Source organism: Komagataeibacter diospyri (assembly GCF_043995075.1).
Classification (GTDB): Bacteria; Pseudomonadota; Alphaproteobacteria; order Acetobacterales; family Acetobacteraceae; genus Komagataeibacter; species Komagataeibacter diospyri.
Genome location: NZ_CP171836.1, coordinates 2,524,668 through 2,540,854, shown reverse-complemented (window position 1 = coordinate 2,540,854; position 16,187 = coordinate 2,524,668). Strand labels below are relative to the sequence as shown.

Below are 16,187 nucleotides of genomic sequence, written 5' to 3'. Positions count from 1 at the left end.
GAAGTTGAGCGCAACAGACACACAGGCAGGCGCCAACAGCCTGCGCAGCGGGCCGGACGGTCGCGGCCGTTTTGGAATTTTTGGCGGCCGTTTTGTCGCTGAAACCCTGATGCCGCTCCTGCTGGAGCTGGACGGCGCGTACAAGGCGGCGCAGGCGGACCCCGAATTCCGGCGTGAACTGGATTATTACCTCAAGGATTATGTCGGTCGTCCCAGTCCGCTGTGGTTTGCGCGCCGCATGACCGAACAGCTTGGCGGCGCAAAAATCTACATGAAGCGCGAGGAACTGAACCACACCGGTTCCCACAAGCTCAATAACGTCATGGGGCAGATCCTGCTGGCCCGCCGCATGGGCCGCACCCGCATCGTGGCTGAAACCGGCGCGGGCCAGCACGGTGTCGCCACCGCCACCGTGTGTGCGCTGTTCGGCATGAAATGCGCGATCTACATGGGTGCCACCGATGTCGAGCGCCAGAAGCCCAACGTGTTCCGCATGCGGCTGCTGGGGGCGGAAGTCGTGCCCGTTACGGCGGGCGCCGGCACGCTGAAGGATGCAATGAACGAAGCCATGCGCGACTGGGTGACCAATGTGCATGACACCTACTTCCTTGTCGGCACGGTGGCAGGCCCCCACCCCTATCCGCAGATGGTGCGTGATTTCCAGTCCATCATCGGCGTGGAAACCAGGGAACAGATCATGGCCGCCGAAGGTCGCCTGCCTGATGCGATCGTGGCGGCAATCGGCGGCGGGTCGAACGCCATGGGCATCTTCCACCCCTTCCTTGACGACCCCGAAGTCAAGCTGATCGGTGTCGAGGCCGCGGGCTGCGGTCTGGACAGCGGGCGCACCGCCGCCTCCATCGAACGGGGCAAACCCGGCGTGCTGCACGGCAACCGCACCTATCTCCTGCAGGATGCGGACGGGCAGATCACCGAAGCCCATTCCATCAGCGCGGGCCTTGATTACCCCGGCGTCGGTCCCGAACATTCATGGCTCAGTGACATCGGACGCGCCGAATATGTGGGAGCGACCGATCAGGAAGCGCTGGACGCCTTCCAGCTGTGCACCCGGACCGAGGGCATCATTCCCGCGCTGGAAAGTGCCCATGCCGTCGCCTACGCCGCCAAGATCGCGCCCGACATGGGCAAGGACCAGATCATTGTCATCAATATTTCCGGCCGGGGGGACAAGGATATCTTCACCGTAGCCGAACATCTGGGAGTGAAACTGTGAGCCGCATCGCCCGCCGCTTCGCCACCCTGCGCACGCAGGGCCGTGGCGCCCTGATCCCTTATGTCGAAGCCTGCGACCCCGATTATGATACGTCGCTTGCCATCCTGCGCGGCATGCCGGCTGCCGGTGCCGACCTGATAGAGGTGGGCGTGCCCTTTTCCGACCCGTCAGCCGATGGCCCGACCATCCAGAAGGCCGCATTGCGCGGGCTGAAGGGCGGTTCGACCATGAAGCGCGTGCTGGAAATGGTGAGCGCCTTCCGCGAAGGTGATGACGAGACCCCGATCATCCTGATGGGCTACACCAATCCCATCGAGGCCTATGGCCCCGAACGCTTCTGCGTGGATGCGCGCAAAGCGGGCGTGGACGGCCTGATCGTGGTGGACATGCCGCCGGAGGAAGCCGACCTGCTGGCAGGCCCCGCGGCTGCGGCCGGGCTGGACATCATCCGCCTTGTCGCCCCCACCACACCCGATGACCGCCTGCCGGTCGTGTTCAATGGCGCGTCGGGCTTTGTCTATTATGTCAGCATCACCGGGGTAACAGGCACGCGCACCGCCAGCACCGATGAACTGGCGCAGGCCCTGCCCCGCCTGCGCCATGCCACAGACCTGCCCATCGCCATCGGCTTTGGCATCCGCACGCCGGAACTGGCCGCAAACGCCGTACGCGCGGCTGATGCCGCCGTCGTGGCTTCCGCTCTGCTCAACACGCTTGCGGGCACGCTGGATGCAGATGGAAAAGCAACTGCCCGGACCGTGCCTGCCGTGCTGGACCAACTGCGCGGGCTGGCTGACGCAGTGCATGCTGTAAGCAAAACTGTCTCATAAATAATACATTGATAAAAAACAAAAGTTCTTGGATGCCGCTTTTTCAATAAGGCGGCGTCTTTTGAAGACGCTTCGGTAAAAAGCTTCACCAAAAACTTTTTTATGACCTGCAAGGCATTTCACGAATGATTTTCTGGAATGCCCGCTGCAATGACAATCTGGCCCAATCGTTCATCTGCCTGTATGGAACAGGCCTCCAGAAAGCTTAAGGGAGAGGCAACATGAGCTGGCTGACCGAATATGTCCGTCCCAAGATCCGCGGCCTGCTCAAGCGGGAAGTGCCGGACAACCTGTGGACCAACTGCGAATCATGCGAGCAGATGATCCTGACCAAGGACCTGCACAAGGCGATGAATGTGTGCCCGCATTGCGGCTACCACATGCGCGCCACCGTGCCCGAACGGCTGGAATGGACGTTCGATAACGGGGAATACACCCGTATCGAACTGCCCAGGGTGCCGGTTGACCCCCTCTCCTTCCGCGACCGCAAACGCTACACGGACCGGCTGAAGGATGAACGCGCCAAGTCCCAGCTTGATGAATCCATGGCCGTGGCCCATGGCCGGATCGGCGGGCACAACGCGGTCGTCGCCGTGATGGCGTTCGAATTCATCGCGGGCACGATGGGTGCGGCATTGGGTGAGGCCTTTCTGGCTGCCGCCCGCCTGGCCATCCTGCAGCAGTCGCCGCTGATCGTGTTTACCGCGTCGGGTGGCGCGCGCATGCAGGAAGGCATGATCAGCCTCATGCAGATGCCGCGCACCACGGTTGGGGTACAGATGCTCAAGGAAGCGGGGCTGCCCTATTTTGTCGTACTGACCAACCCGACCACGGGGGGGGTTTCCGCATCCTTCGCCATGCTGGGTGACGTGCAGATTGCCGAACCCAATGCCCTGATCGGCTTTGCCGGGCAGCGCGTGATCGAGGATACGGTGCGCGAAAAGCTGCCCGAAGGCTTCCAGCGCGCGGAATACCTGCTGGAACACGGCATGCTGGACATGGTGGTCAAACGTGGCGACCTGCCTGTGACCCTTGGCCAACTGATTGGTCAGCTCAACTATCGTCACATCACGGCACGGCCTGCGGCCTGACCCCAAAAAAGGGCGCACCCCATGAAAGCCCCCACGCTTGGACCGGAATTCGTTGGCCGGACAGGACAGGTACTTGAACGGCTGAACCGGCTGTATCCTGCCCTGATCGACCTGTCACTGGCCCGGCTGGAAACCCTGCTGGCGCGCCTTGGCCACCCCGAGCGCCACCTGCCGCCGGTTGTGCATGTGGCAGGCACGAACGGGAAGGGCAGCACATGCGCTCTCATGCGTGCCATTGCCGAAGCGGGTGGATGGCGGGTGCATGTGCTGACATCGCCGCATCTGGTGCATGTGACCGAACGCTTCCGTATCGCGGGCCGGATCGTGACAGAACGCGAACTGACCGGTGTTCTGGAAGAAATCGAACGGGTCAATGCGGGCGCGCCCATCACGGTGTTCGAAGTCCTGACGGCGGCGGGTTTCATGCTGTGCGCGCGCCATCCCGCCGATCTTGCAATTGTCGAGGTCGGGCTGGGCGGCCGCCATGACGCCACCAACGTGCTGGATCGCCCGACGGCGTGTGCGATCACGGCCATCTCGATGGATCACGAGGCATTCCTTGGCGATACGCTGGGGGCAATCGCGACCGAGAAGGCAGGCATCATCAAACCGGGTGTTCCTGTCACCACCGGCCACCAGCCAGCCGCCGTCATGGACGTGCTCATGCGCACGGCACACACGCATGGCAGCCCCCTGTGGCGACGGGACCATGAATGGTCCATCACCCCCGCACCGGATGGCGCCAGCCTGCGCTACAATGATCCTCATGGCGCGCTGGACCTGCCCCTGCCCGGCCTGCGTGGCGCGCACCAGATCGATAATGCGGGCCTTGCCATCGCCACCCTGCGCGCCAGTGGCCTGCCGCTGCCACAACGGGCATGGGCGGGCATAGCACAGGCACGCTGGCCCGCGCGGATGCAGCGCCTGTCCGGCCACCTGGCAGCATTGCTGCCTGCGGGCTGGGAATTATGGCTCGATGGCGGCCACAATCCCGGTGCGGGCGAGGTACTGGCACAGGTCATGGCGGAATGGGCGGACCGCCCCACCCATCTGGTCATTGGCATGAAGCAGACCAAGGACGCCACCGGCTTCCTGTCGCCCCTGCTGCCGCATGCGGCCTCCATTCAGGCCGTGGCGGAAAAGGACCAGCATCTGGCGCAGCCCGTGGCGGACATCATCGCGGCGGCTGGTGGCCGGGCTACGGCAGGTCCCACCCTGCATGCCGCCCTGACACATCTGGCGGCGACAGCGGGACCAGATGCTCCACCTGCCCGCGTCATCATATGTGGCAGCCTGTATCTGGCCGGTGTGGCCTTGCAGCTTGATGGCTGGCAGCCTGACTGATGGGCACGGCCGCCCATAAGATACCCAACAGAATATAAAGAAGTTTCTGGTGAAGCTTTTCCAAACAGCTTTGAGGAACGCCGCCTTCTTGAAAAAAAGCGGCGCCTGAAAACTTTTATTTTTTATCAACAGGTTATTTTGAACAGTCGCTGGTCGTCCGCGCCTTTTCTTATGGAAAGGGAGACGGCAAAATAAAAACGGGCGCAGCCATAAGGCTACGCCCATCCATTATATTACCGTGCCCCCGCACCATGCCTGCCGCAGGGCAGACGCAATCCGGTCTCCCGGTTACTCGCTGTCAGGCAGCGGCCTGCCCTGCCCGATTTCGCGCAGCGGCAGGCCCGCCATAAGGCGCTGTTCGATCTTTTCCAGCGACATGTCGCGTGTTTCCGGAATGAAGCGCCACGTCACCAGCACGAAAAACAGGTTGAACGCGGCAAACAGCCAGAAAGTCGGCCCGTTACCCATCCATTGCAGCAGCGACAGGAAGCTCGCCCCCACGATCATATTGGCGATCCAGTTGGTCAGCGTGGAGATGGAAATACCAAGGTCACGCCCCTGCAGCGGCTGCACCTCCGAACACAGAACCCAGATCAGGGGACCAGCAGACATGGCAAAGCCGGAAATGTAGATCAGCAGCATGAAGACCGAGATGATCTGTTCCGTCTGTCCCAGGCTGGGCCGGTTCAGCATGAAACCCAGGCAGCCCATGCCCACGGCCATGATGATGAAACCGGTATACAGGATGGGCTTGCGTCCCCAGCGGTCCACCAGGCCAATGGCGATGAAGGTAGCCAGCATGTTCACCAGCCCCACCATGGCGGTGCACCACAACTGCGCGGGGCCGACGTAACCAGCCAGCGCGAAGATCTTGGGGGCATAGTACATCACCACATTCACGCCCGCGAGCTGCTGCATGACCTGCAGCGTCATGCCCAGGAAGATGGAGCGGCGGAAATTGCGGTTGTTGCGCAGCAGGCTCCAGCCGCGCTGCTTCTGCTGAAGCTGGCGGCTGATGTTCTGGATTTCCTGCATGGCGGCACTACGGTCGTCCCGCAGATCCACCAGTACTTCCAGCGCTTCCTTACGCCGGCCACGCATCATAAGCCAGCGCGGGCTGTAGGGCAGAAACAGCACACCGATCAGAAACAGCACGCCCGGCACTGCGGCAACAGCGAACATGCCGCGCCAGTTACCGGAATAGCTGAACATGGTGTTGCTGAGGAACGCGATGAAAATCCCCGCCGTAATCATGAGCTGATACGTCGAGATCATGGCGCCACGCGCCTGTTCGCTGGCGATTTCGGACAGGTAAAGGGGGGCGGTGAACGCCGCCACCCCGATCGCAAGCCCCATGATGAGGCGCCCTGCGATCATGGACGGGATCGACCATGCCAGCGCACAGGCCAGTGACCCCGCCACGAACACCGCAGCCCCCACCAGCAGCGCATGCTTGCGCCCGATCTGGTGCGACATCCAGCCACCACACAGGGAGCCTACGGCTGCCCCCCCCATCATGGCGCTGACAATCCATTCCTGCTGCAGCGTGCTGGCATGGAATGCCTGGGCCACCAGATCCAGTGCACCGGATATGACCCCGATATCCAGCCCGGCCATAAGACCGGCAAGGGCCGCAAGGCAGCCGATGATGAGGGTACGCAGCCTTGCCGTGTCAAATCCGGTAGCCGCGGGCTGATTTTCCATTAAGGTCCGGTCCTTTGATCTTTTTCTTGTTGCCGGTGATCAGATTATTCCTGCCGGGTCAGGCCGGTCAGTAGAAAGAACGATACACCGTGTCTTCGCGTCCGGTCAGGATCATGTTCCAGCAATTCATCGATTACAAATCGTTTTACCCTAAAAACGACCGGCATATCTGCTGTATGCCCTGCCATATCGTCCGTTTCCATGACTTCCATCATGTTTGCAAGCCATAGTGTCACGCCGGGGCGTTCCGTCAGCACCAGTGGCGCGCGCGGTGAAAACACGATGGTGCCCCGGGCCTGTATCGTTTCCAGATCCGCCTGCGTCGTTACATGGTACAGATACCCGTCCGCCCCCTCGCCCGCATGCCACTGGCGCACATCCACCCGCCCCAGGCCGATCACTGCGATATCGAGATAGCTCAGAACGGGCCGGATACCGGGCATGGGGGCGACAAACAGGTCTGGCTGTTCGTCGGGCGGTATTGCAGGCCGGGCGTCCGTGCGTCGCGATGCCCGGCCTGGCTTCCGACTGCGCGCAAGGGCGGCAAAGGGCAGTTCGGCCATCCGGCCCTTTCGGCGTTGCACCATGTCCGTGCCCCATCCATGACGGGCCATTGCGGCCGGTTGCGGTCAAGTCCGGTCCTTTATGCGCATGCCGCGCACAGGCCCTCCGCCTCTATGGTGGTCTGGCGGACCGAAAAGCCACGCGCCCGCGTGACCTCCAGCAGCGCCTTGAGGATATGGGGATCATCCAGCTCGGTCACACGCCCGCATTTGCTGCAGATCAGGAACTGCGCGGCATGGACATGCCCGTGGCAGGCATGCCCGGATTCCAGCATGTGCCGACACCCGGCAAAGGCGGACAGACGTTCGATCTTGTGAATCAGCCCCTGTTCCATAAGGAAGTCCAGCGCCCGGTAAACCGTGGGCGGCGCCACCGGTTTGCCACGGCTTATGCGGATCTGTTCCAGCAGGTCATAGGCCCCCAGCGGCCGGTCCGCCGCCAGCACCAGCCCCAGCACCAGCCTGCGGATTTCCGTAAGCCTGACGGCGCGCGCCAGACATACGGCCGCCGCCTGATCAAGCAGGGGTTCCACCCCATCGGGCAGACCGGTTCCGGCCGTCTGTATCGTGCGGGCCACTTCTGGTGCTCCTGTGTCCGGTTACCGGCATGCTTTCCACGCCCGATGTCAGCCCGGGCAGGGTCAATCCGGCAGGTGATCCGCCCACATGGCCATAAACGCCACGAACAGGGCTAGGCCTGCATGTATCCAGATCAGCCCGCGCAGCGTCAAGACAGGAACCCTGTCCGTGCGCATGCCTGCCCTGCCGGGTGTATCCTCCATGCCCGCTGCCCCCTCTGCCTGTCGGTCCATCCGGCCCGTCATGCCGCAAAAGGCTGGATTTTTCCTTAACCTGGAACAGACGGCCTATTCATCCCCATCATGGGGCAACATGTGGTAGGTACGGTTGAAATAGACCAGTCCACCACGCGGGCTGCTGTTGCGCAGGCTTTCCACCGCGCCGAACATGACACTGTGGGTGCCGACTTCCACAATACGCTCGATCCGGCAGTCCAGCGACAGCACGGCTTCATCCAGCACGGGCGCACCGGTGGTCAGCGTGTCCCAGTGACCGGAACGGAAGCGTTCCGCCTGTTCCAGCGGGCTTGCGAACACGCCGGATATATCCTGCTGGTCGGCGGCAAGCACGTTGATGCACATGGCCGCATCCACGCGGAAACGGTCGCGCACCCGTGAATTGCGGTTAAGGCAGACCAGGATGGTCGGCGGCGTATCGGTAACCGAACAGACGGCGGATGCCGTAAAACCCGCCGGATCATCAAGTGTTCCGGTCGTGACAACGTTTACCGCCGCGCCAAGCCGCGCCATGGCGTTACGAAAGGTGAGGGCGTCAATCCCCATGGTGCTTATGCCTCAGTAGCTGTTGCATGCCTGTGGTCCGCACGCAGCCGTGACGCCGGACGATAGCGGGGGTAGCGCATTCTGTACCGGTTGAACACAGCAAACCGCATCAAGGAGACATCATGGATACCGGACTGATCCACATAAACCATACCGGTCGGCTGGGACGCATCACACTCGACCGGCCATCGGCACTCAACGCCCTGAACATGGACATGCTGGAAGGCATTGACGCCTGCCTGTGCGCATGGCGCGATGACCCGGCGATCGAGACCGTGCTGATCGACAGCGCAAGCCCGCGCGCCTTCTGCGCCGGGGGGGATATCCGCGCCATCCGCAAACGGCTGGAAACGGGGGGACTGGAAGACGGGGCCATGCCATTCCGTTACAGCTACCGCCTTGCTTCCGTGCTGGCGGGGTATCCCAAGCCGGTGGTCTCGTTCATGGATGGCATCGCCATGGGGGGCGGCATCGGGCTGGGCGGCCATGTCCGCCACAGGGTCGTGACCGAACGTGCCATCCTTGCCATGCCCGAAACCGCCATTGCGCTGACGCCGGATGCCGGAGGGTCCTATCTGCTGTCCCGCGCGCCGGGACTGAGTGGGCTGCGCCTTGCGCTGACGGGGGGACGGATGAACGCGACACAGGCCATCGACGCGGGCCTGGCCGACCGGATGGCCCATTCCAGCACGCTGGACGCCATAAGGCATGCCCTGACCCGACAGCCCGCAGGCAGGGTGATGGACAGCCTGCCACCATGTGCACCCATGGACGCAGGTCCGGATACGGCGACCATTGCCCCGGTTTATGATGCACCGGACATACCCGAACTGCTGCACAGGTTGCGCGCCCACCCGGCCGCGTGGGCGCGCGCGGACCTGACGGCACTGGAGGCTGCATGCCCGTTTTCACTGTGCATCACCCTGGCCGCCTGGCATGCCGCCCGCGACCTGCCGAACCTGGACCATGTGCTGGAGCAGGAATTCCAGTTGGTCTGTCACCTGCTGCAGCGTCCCGATTTTACCGAAGGCGTGCGTGCGCGCCTGATTGACAAGGATAATGCCCCGCACTGGATACCCGACCGCGTCGATGTCGTCCGTCCACATGAAATTGCAGCCTGCCTGCATGAGCATGCCTGTCAGCCCCTGGGTCTGGTAACCGCCAGTCTGGATAAGTAATAATTTATTATCACACGTAAAGTATATAGAAATGCCATTTTCCGACCGTTACATGCCCCTTACCCATCACAGCCGACTGGGGGATGAATTCTATGACGTGGTGCAGGCCGCCACCTTCCCCGCCCACGTCCTGCGCTACCGCAATGATGACGTGTCCCCCCGCATAGGACTGGACACGTTCACTGACACCGAATGGGTGCGCCATTTCGGGTATTTCGACCCCCTGCCCGGGTCGCTGTCACAGCCACTGGCCCTGCGCTATCACGGCCACCAGTTCCGGGCGTACAATCCCGACCTTGGCGATGGCCGGGGCTTCCTGTTCGCGCAGCTTGAAGACAGCGTGGACCAGCGCGTGCTGGATATCGGCACCAAGGGCAGTGGCACCACGCCATGGTCACGCGGCGGCGATGGCCGCCTGACGCTGAAGGGGGGCCTGCGCGAAATCCTGGCCAGTGAACGGCTGGATGCGGCAGGTGTGCGCACCTCACGCACGCTGAGCGTGGTGGAAACGGGCGAAAACCTGCACCGTGGGGATGAACCGTCCCCCACGCGGTCATGTGTCCTGTCCCGCCTGAGCCATTCCCACATCCGCATCGGCACGTTCCAGCGCCTTGTCGCCAATGAAGACCGCGCAAGCCTGAACCGGCTGATGGAATATGTGATCGAAACCTATTACCCCGACCTGACCGGCACCGCCGATCCCGCCGCGGCCCTGTATGACGCCGCCACGACCCGCATTGCCGAAATGACCGCGCAGTGGATGACCGCAGGCTTCGTGCATGGCGTGCTCAACACCGATAACATCAACATTACTGGCGAAAGTTTTGATTACGGGCCATGGCGGTTCGCGCCCACGTTCAATCCGACCTTCACCGCCGCCTATTTCGATCATTCCGGCCTGTATGCTTATGGCCGTCAGCCCGAGGCGATGATGTGGAACGTGGCCCGGCTGGGGGAGTGCCTGATTTCCCTTTCCACACTTGAGAAAATACAAAGTATTTTTGATGACTTCTGGGAACGATATGAACGCTTTCTTGATATTTCAGTGCTTAATCGACTTGGACTGAAGGAGATTTCAAGAAAATCATCTACTGATCTGCGCGAATGTCTTTTTTCTTTCATGGATGAAAGCCAGATTGGATTTGAATTTCCGTTTTTTGACTGGTATGGTGGCGAACAGAGCCAGAAACGTGCAACAACAGGACCGCGTGGAGACTTTTATACGCAGGACGGTTTCCGTCCCCTGCACGACCGGATCATGCAACATGAACCGGTACGGGGCATCGACCTGTCACAGCCGTATTTCCACAATGGAACCCCGTGCGTGATGTCTGTCGAAACGGTGGAAGCCGTCTGGCAGCCCATCGCGGCGACCGATGACTGGTCCCGCCTGCATGATGCAATGCGTCAGGTCGCCAGCATGAAAGCGGCCCTGCAGGCCCACCGCACCCGGGACGGTTGATGCCGTTCCGGGAACCCGGCCACGACGAACGAATTATAAGAAGAAGGAAGGAACAGGCATCCGCATGAATAACCAGACCCCACCAGCGCAACACCCCACGCCACAGGCAACGGAACCGTTGCCCGACATGTCCCAGATCGAGATTTCCCCCAACGCACGCAAGACCTTATGGCTCGCAGCCATCGTGGCCGCAATCTGTGGCGGCCTCTATGGTTACGATACCGGGATCGTCTCGGGCGCGCTGCTGCTGATTACGCGTGATTTCCACCTCAGCAGTTTCTATCAGGAGATGGTGGCCTCCGCCATTCTGGCGGGCGCCGTGATGGGTTCGCTGCTGACCGGGTGGATGTCCGAACATTATGGACGCCGCAAGTCCATCATGATCGTCACGGCCATTTTCGTTCTGGGGGCGCTGGCCTGCGCCTTTTCGCCAGATGTTTACATGCTGATCATTTCGCGTGTGTTCCTGGGGCTGGCGGTTGGCGGGTCCACGCAGGTGGTGCCCATGTACATCTCGGAACTGGCGCCAGCGCACAAGCGCGGGCACATGGTCACGATGTTCAACATCGCCATCGGCATCGGCATCTTTGCCGCCAACATCATCGGCTTTGCCGCGCGTGATGCATGGGGCTGGCGACCAATGGTGGCGATTGCCGCCATACCTGCTGCCGTCGTGTTCATTTCCATGTTCTTCCTGCCCAAAAGCCCGCGCTGGGCGGCGGAACATGAAAGCCTGGATTCCGCGCTGGAACAGTTGCAGCGCATCCGCACCTCCGAACGTGACATCCGGCGCGAAATGCGCCGTATCCACGCCAATGCGAACGAGGAAACCGACCCGCGCGACATTGGCTGGCGCGGCCTGCGCCAGCCTTGGGTGCGTCCGGCCCTTGTCGCCGCGCTTGGCGTGGCCTTCTTCACGCAGGCGGGTGGTCTGGAAATGATGATCTACTATGCGCCGACCTTCCTGTCGGATGCGGGATTTGGCAGTTCATCCGCGTTGATGGCCAGCATTGGCATTTCGATCATCTATCTGGTCATGACCGTGCTGGGATCGAACATTGTCGACCGCATCGGCCGCCGCAGGCTGGTGCTGGTCATGGGGCCGGGCAGTGTGGTCAGCCTGATCGGGCTTGGCATCATGTTCCTGCTGCACCCGCAGCCGGGCAGCATGGGTAGCTGGCTGATCATTGTTTTCATGCTGCTGTTCATGGTGTTCAACGCCGGTGGCATCCAGGTCGTGGGCTGGCTGCTGGGGGCGGAGATGTTCCCGCTTTCCATGCGCGGCAACGCCACCAGCCTGCATTCGGCCATGCTGTGGGGCAGTGACCTGCTGGTGACCAGCACGGCGCTGACACTGGTCACCAAGATCACGCTGGGGGGCACGATGTGGTTCTATGCAGGCGTCAACCTGCTGTCGGTCCTGTTCGTGTATTTCATGGTGCCTGAAACACGTGGCGCCTCGCTGGAAGATATCGAGGAAGCCCTGCGTGAAGGCCGCTTCCGCCCGACACGCGGCAACACCGCCATTGTCGAGGAAGAAGAATAACAGCCGACAACACGGCATACAGTCGGCACCAATAAAAAACGGGCGTTCCGATCAGGGAACGCCCGTTTTGCATTCAGGCAATAATACAAGTTTCTGGTGAAGCTTTTTACGGCTCAAACGACTTTTTCGGATTGCTGGGCAGTCAGGTCCACATGCAGGGCAGGGGAGGCAGGCAAGGCCAGCACCTGCTGGTAAAACGCCAGTTCCAGCTCCCATGCCCTGCGTATGGTCGTTTCCTGCCGGAAGCCGTGCCCTTCACCTTCAAATTCATACAGCGCGCAGGTTACCCCGCGTCCACGCAGCGCCGCGACCATGGACTCCGCCTGCGCAGGTGGCACGACCCGGTCATCAAGTCCCTGCAGGAACAGGACCGGCACCCTGATGTTCGCCACCTGGGTTATGGGGGAACGGGCCAGATAGGTCGTTTCATCCGCAGGATAGGGACCTACCAGCGTATCCAGATAACGCGATTCAAACTTGTGCGTATCCTGCGCCAGCGCGCGCAGGTCGGTCACGCCATACAGGCTGGTACCCGCCGCGAACAGACGGGAGCGCGCCAGCGCCAGCAGCACGGTCAGGCCGCCCGCGCTGCTGCCCCGTATGACAATGCGGGCGGGGTCAACCTGTCCGGTCGTGACAAGGTACTGGCAGGCGGCGATGCAGTCATCCACATCCACCACGCCCCACTGCCGTTCCAGCCGCTGCCGGTAGGCGCGGCCAAAACCGGTTGAACCACCATAATTGACATCGACCACGGCAAAGCCCCGGCTGGTCCACCACTGCACCTTGAATGAAAAGGCCGGATTGGCCCGCCCCGTGGGACCACCATGGGCAACGACGACCAGCGGCGGCTTTTCCCCCTCCGGCCCACGATAACGGGCGCTGGCGGGCGCATAGAAAAAGGCGTGTCCCGTGCCCTCACCACCGGGCAGGGGAAAGTGGATCGGGGCAGGGCGGGCGATATCATCCGCCGACAGTGGCAGTTCCGTCGCCCGACGCAGGGCCTGCGGCGGCTGTCCCGGCTGGCCACGCACCACGGCCGCCGCGTTATCTGGCGGCGCATCCAGCCATGCAAACCCGTCCCCTTCCACCGGAACGGGACAGCCGGAGGGATGGCCAAGGTCCAGCGGGGTCACCACACCATCATGGATGGAAACCATACGGGTATCACCGTCGTTGATGACCATGGCCAGAATGCTGCCATCCGCCAGCGGTACGTAACTGCGCAGGCCGAATACCCAGTGCGGCTGACCGATTTCAGCTTTCATGGGCGCCAGCGCCACGGGAGAGGAGGACGTCGTATCAAACCGGTAGAGATTCCACCACCCGCTGCGATCGGACAGCGCCAGCAGCCGTCCCGCCGCGTCCCAGCACGGTTCGATGACCGATTCCGCCTGCCCGTCATCGCCCGCGGCACTCCATGGCGCGGCAAGGCGCGGCGGATCGTCCCCTTCCTGCAGCAGGGTCGCGACACGCAGCCGGGTGGCGTCCCACGGCATGGCCGGATGGTCCCATTCGATCCATGCCATATACCGTCCATCGGGCGAAGGACGGGGAGATGACAGAAAATCCGGCCCCATGACCAGCGGCGTGCCGCCATTGAACGCCGGGTCTACCGTAATGGCGCAGTCCAGCACCACGATGGCGGCGGCGGGTTCCTCGTCTTCCGGGCGGTGGTCTTCACGCACACAGAACAGGAAACGACCATCGGGGCTGAATGTCAGGTCGGCATACCACAGCCCCGCCCCGGTCGAGAGACAGCGGGGTTTCCCCCCTTCGACCAGCCACAGGCTGCCGTCGCGGCGGTTGCTGAACGCAATGACACCCTGACATACCGCATAAGCACCACCGCCATATTCATGCACCCGCGTGCCGACATCAAACGGGGCAGGGGTCACATCAGCCACCTGCCCCGCACGGGCACGAACCAGCACGCGCCGCCCACCCTCGGCCGGGCGGCCCTCGATCCAGTAGATGTCACGCCCGTCCACCCGCACATCCGACAGGGAAACCGTCTTTCCCGCCACAAGTGCTGCACTGACGGGCGAGGGCCATGTACCATAAGGACGTGTTCCGGTATCCGTCGTGCCGCTGGTGCCGGACTGGGTCATGTTCTTGCTCCTGCCATTTGTGCGTGCCAATGGTATCGGAATTGCACACACCGCGTTTTATGTTCTGTTATCCGTAATCTACATACTCTTTTCATTTGTGACAGGTAGTCCGCTGCTTCAGCATCTCGAACATCTTTTCCAGCATTACGGCTATGGCGTGATTGGCGTTATTGTCATGCTGGAAAGCATGGGCATTCCCCTTCCGGCTGAAACCCTTGTCATTTCGGCTGCGATCTACTGCGCCACCACCCACCGGCTGGATATTGCATGGGTGGCGACGGCCGCCATCATTGGCGCGATTACGGGCGACAACCTTGGCTACCTGATCGGGCGCGGGCTTGGCTACCCGCTGCTGGAACGCCATGGGGCGAAGGTGGGGCTTACGACACGACGCCTCCAGACCGGGCGTTTCCTGTTCCGGCGATATGGGGGGATCATTGTATGCGCGGGACGCTTCATTGCCATCCTGCGCGTATTCGTGGCCCTGCTGGCCGGGGCCAGCCACATGCCGTGGTCCCGGTTCCTGATATATAATGCAGTCGGTGGCATAATCTGGGCTGGTGGATATGCCTATGCCGCCTATTACCTTGGCCACAGGATCATGCGCATTTCCGGTCCCGTGGGAATAGCAGTCGCAACCGGGGGGGGAATCATGATGGTATGCACCATCATTTTCCTGCGGCGGCATGAAGCGCGCCTGACGGCACAGGTGGAAGCCGAAGCCCTGAAGGAAATGCACCAATCCGGAGAACAGGCGGACACATGACAAGACACTGGACCATCCGACAGGCACCCCGCATGGACGGACGCCTTGCCCTTGTCACCGGAGCTACCGGTGGCCTTGGCTACCAGACGGCCCTGGGCCTGGCCTCACGCGGGGCGCGGGTCATGCTTGCGGGCCGCAATGCCGACAAGGGACTGGCCGCCCTGACCCGGCTGCAGCACGATGCGCCGGGGGCTGACGTCACGTTCCGGCTGCTGGATGTCGCAAGCCTTGCCTCGATCGCGACCTTCGCACGCGAACTGGCGGATGAAACCGACAGGCTGGACATTCTGGTCAACAATGCCGGTGTCATGGGCACGCCGCGACGCATGGAAACGCACGACGGGTTCGAACTGCAGTTCGGTACCAATTTCCTTGGTCCCTTCGCGCTGACGGCACGCCTGCGCCCGCTGCTGTGCGCGACCCCGCAGGGTGGGCGCGTAGTCACGGTGGCAAGCCTGGCCGCCCTGACGGGCCAGATCGTGTTTGATGACCTGCAGGGCCGTCGCCGCTATGCTCCCTTCCGTGCCTACCGGCAGAGCAAGCTGGCGGACCTGATCCTGGCGCTGGAACTGGACCGACAGGCCCGCACGCATGGCTGGCCGCTGCATTCCATTGCCGCCCATCCCGGCTGGGCCATGACCGACATCGCGGCCAGCCGTCTGAATACGAAACAGGGTCTGCAGGAACGACTGACCCGTTTTGGCGCGATCTGGGCCTTCCGCCTGATGGGGCAGTCCGCAGCCCATGGCGCGCTGCCCATAGAATTCGCCGCCATGGCACCAGAGGCCCGTGACGGCGGCTATTACGGGCCAGGTGGCCGGGGCGAACGGCGGGGCCATGTGGCTGAAGCCTTCATTCCGGCCGCCGCGCGTGACCTGACCATTGCACGACGGCTGTGGCAGGTGGCGGAACGACTGACCGGCACGTCGTTGTCGTAATCAGGAAATTTTAAAATAAAGAAAAGTTTCTGGTGAAGCTTTTTTAAAAGCTGCAAGAA

15 protein-coding genes are annotated in these 16,187 nt (G+C 62.2%); 9 read left to right on the top strand and 6 right to left on the bottom strand.

The window, feature by feature from the left end:
- The first annotated feature begins 4 nt into the window (after positions 1-4).
- From trpB to ACE2AA_RS11895, 4 genes are all read left to right on the top strand, one after another.
- A complete protein-coding gene (trpB, locus tag ACE2AA_RS11910) occupies positions 5-1,234 on the top strand; it encodes a tryptophan synthase subunit beta (protein WP_141261547.1) in 1,230 nt (409 codons plus the stop codon).
- Positions 1,231-2,064 carry a tryptophan synthase subunit alpha gene (trpA, locus tag ACE2AA_RS11905; protein WP_141301708.1) on the top strand — a complete coding sequence of 278 codons (834 nt, stop codon included), beginning with the start codon at positions 1,231-1,233 and terminating at the stop codon, positions 2,062-2,064. Before trpB ends, trpA begins: the two co-directional genes overlap by 4 nt.
- Positions 2,065-2,285: 221 nt before the next feature.
- Positions 2,286-3,155, top strand: coding sequence for an acetyl-CoA carboxylase, carboxyltransferase subunit beta (gene accD / locus ACE2AA_RS11900; protein WP_141261545.1), 870 nt, complete (start codon positions 2,286-2,288; stop codon positions 3,153-3,155).
- Between the two features lie 21 nt (positions 3,156-3,176).
- Complete coding sequence (locus tag ACE2AA_RS11895; protein WP_141301706.1) at positions 3,177-4,499, top strand: folylpolyglutamate synthase/dihydrofolate synthase family protein; 1,323 nt, start codon at positions 3,177-3,179, stop codon at positions 4,497-4,499.
- A 288-nt stretch (positions 4,500-4,787) separates the two neighbouring features.
- Here the strand turns inward: ACE2AA_RS11895 and ACE2AA_RS11890 are convergent, their stop codons facing one another.
- From ACE2AA_RS11890 to ACE2AA_RS11870, 5 genes are all read right to left on the bottom strand, one after another.
- Positions 4,788-6,203, bottom strand: coding sequence for a sugar porter family MFS transporter (locus ACE2AA_RS11890; protein WP_141261543.1), 1,416 nt, complete (start codon positions 6,201-6,203; stop codon positions 4,788-4,790).
- A 44-nt stretch (positions 6,204-6,247) separates the two neighbouring features.
- Positions 6,248-6,790 (bottom strand): hypothetical protein, encoded by a 543-nt coding sequence (locus tag ACE2AA_RS11885; protein ID WP_227002470.1) that lies wholly within the window; start codon positions 6,788-6,790, stop codon positions 6,248-6,250.
- A 56-nt stretch (positions 6,791-6,846) separates the two neighbouring features.
- Positions 6,847-7,344, bottom strand: a complete 498-nt coding sequence (locus ACE2AA_RS11880) for a transcriptional repressor (protein WP_141301704.1) — start codon at positions 7,342-7,344, stop codon at positions 6,847-6,849.
- Positions 7,345-7,407: 63 nt separating this feature from the next.
- Positions 7,408-7,578 (bottom strand): hypothetical protein, encoded by a 171-nt coding sequence (locus ACE2AA_RS11875; RefSeq protein WP_227001058.1) that lies wholly within the window; start codon positions 7,576-7,578, stop codon positions 7,408-7,410.
- Between the two features lie 54 nt (positions 7,579-7,632).
- Positions 7,633-8,127, bottom strand: a complete 495-nt coding sequence (locus ACE2AA_RS11870; protein WP_141261540.1) for a flavin reductase — start codon at positions 8,125-8,127, stop codon at positions 7,633-7,635.
- A 122-nt stretch (positions 8,128-8,249) separates the two neighbouring features.
- Between ACE2AA_RS11870 and ACE2AA_RS11865 the strand changes: the two genes are divergently transcribed.
- The 3 genes from ACE2AA_RS11865 (at position 8,250) to ACE2AA_RS11855 (ending at position 12,313) form a co-directional block, all read left to right on the top strand.
- Complete coding sequence (locus ACE2AA_RS11865; protein ID WP_395369909.1) at positions 8,250-9,305, top strand: enoyl-CoA hydratase/isomerase family protein; 1,056 nt, start codon at positions 8,250-8,252, stop codon at positions 9,303-9,305.
- A 31-nt stretch (positions 9,306-9,336) separates the two neighbouring features.
- Entirely contained in the window at positions 9,337-10,767 is a 1,431-nt protein-coding gene (locus ACE2AA_RS11860) for a protein adenylyltransferase SelO family protein (protein ID WP_395369908.1), read from the top strand.
- Between the two features lie 64 nt (positions 10,768-10,831).
- Positions 10,832-12,313 carry a sugar porter family MFS transporter gene (locus tag ACE2AA_RS11855; protein ID WP_141301696.1) on the top strand — a complete coding sequence of 494 codons (1,482 nt, stop codon included), beginning with the start codon at positions 10,832-10,834 and terminating at the stop codon, positions 12,311-12,313.
- Between the two features lie 113 nt (positions 12,314-12,426).
- On the opposite strand, the gene ACE2AA_RS11850 is transcribed toward ACE2AA_RS11855, so the two are convergent.
- Positions 12,427-14,424: a prolyl oligopeptidase family serine peptidase gene (locus tag ACE2AA_RS11850; RefSeq protein WP_141301694.1), complete on the bottom strand. Its 1,998-nt coding sequence runs from the start codon at positions 14,422-14,424 to the stop codon at positions 12,427-12,429.
- Here ACE2AA_RS11850 and ACE2AA_RS11845 point away from each other — a divergent pair.
- Both ACE2AA_RS11845 and ACE2AA_RS11840 read left to right on the top strand, forming a co-directional pair.
- A complete protein-coding gene (locus ACE2AA_RS11845; RefSeq protein WP_141261535.1) occupies positions 14,423-15,190 on the top strand; it encodes a DedA family protein in 768 nt (255 codons plus the stop codon). The two genes, ACE2AA_RS11850 and ACE2AA_RS11845, sit on opposite strands and share 2 nt — an antisense overlap.
- Positions 15,187-16,128, top strand: coding sequence for an oxidoreductase (locus ACE2AA_RS11840; protein WP_141301692.1), 942 nt, complete (start codon positions 15,187-15,189; stop codon positions 16,126-16,128). The genes ACE2AA_RS11845 and ACE2AA_RS11840 overlap by 4 nt, the downstream gene beginning before the upstream one ends.
- Positions 16,129-16,187 lie beyond the last annotated feature (59 nt).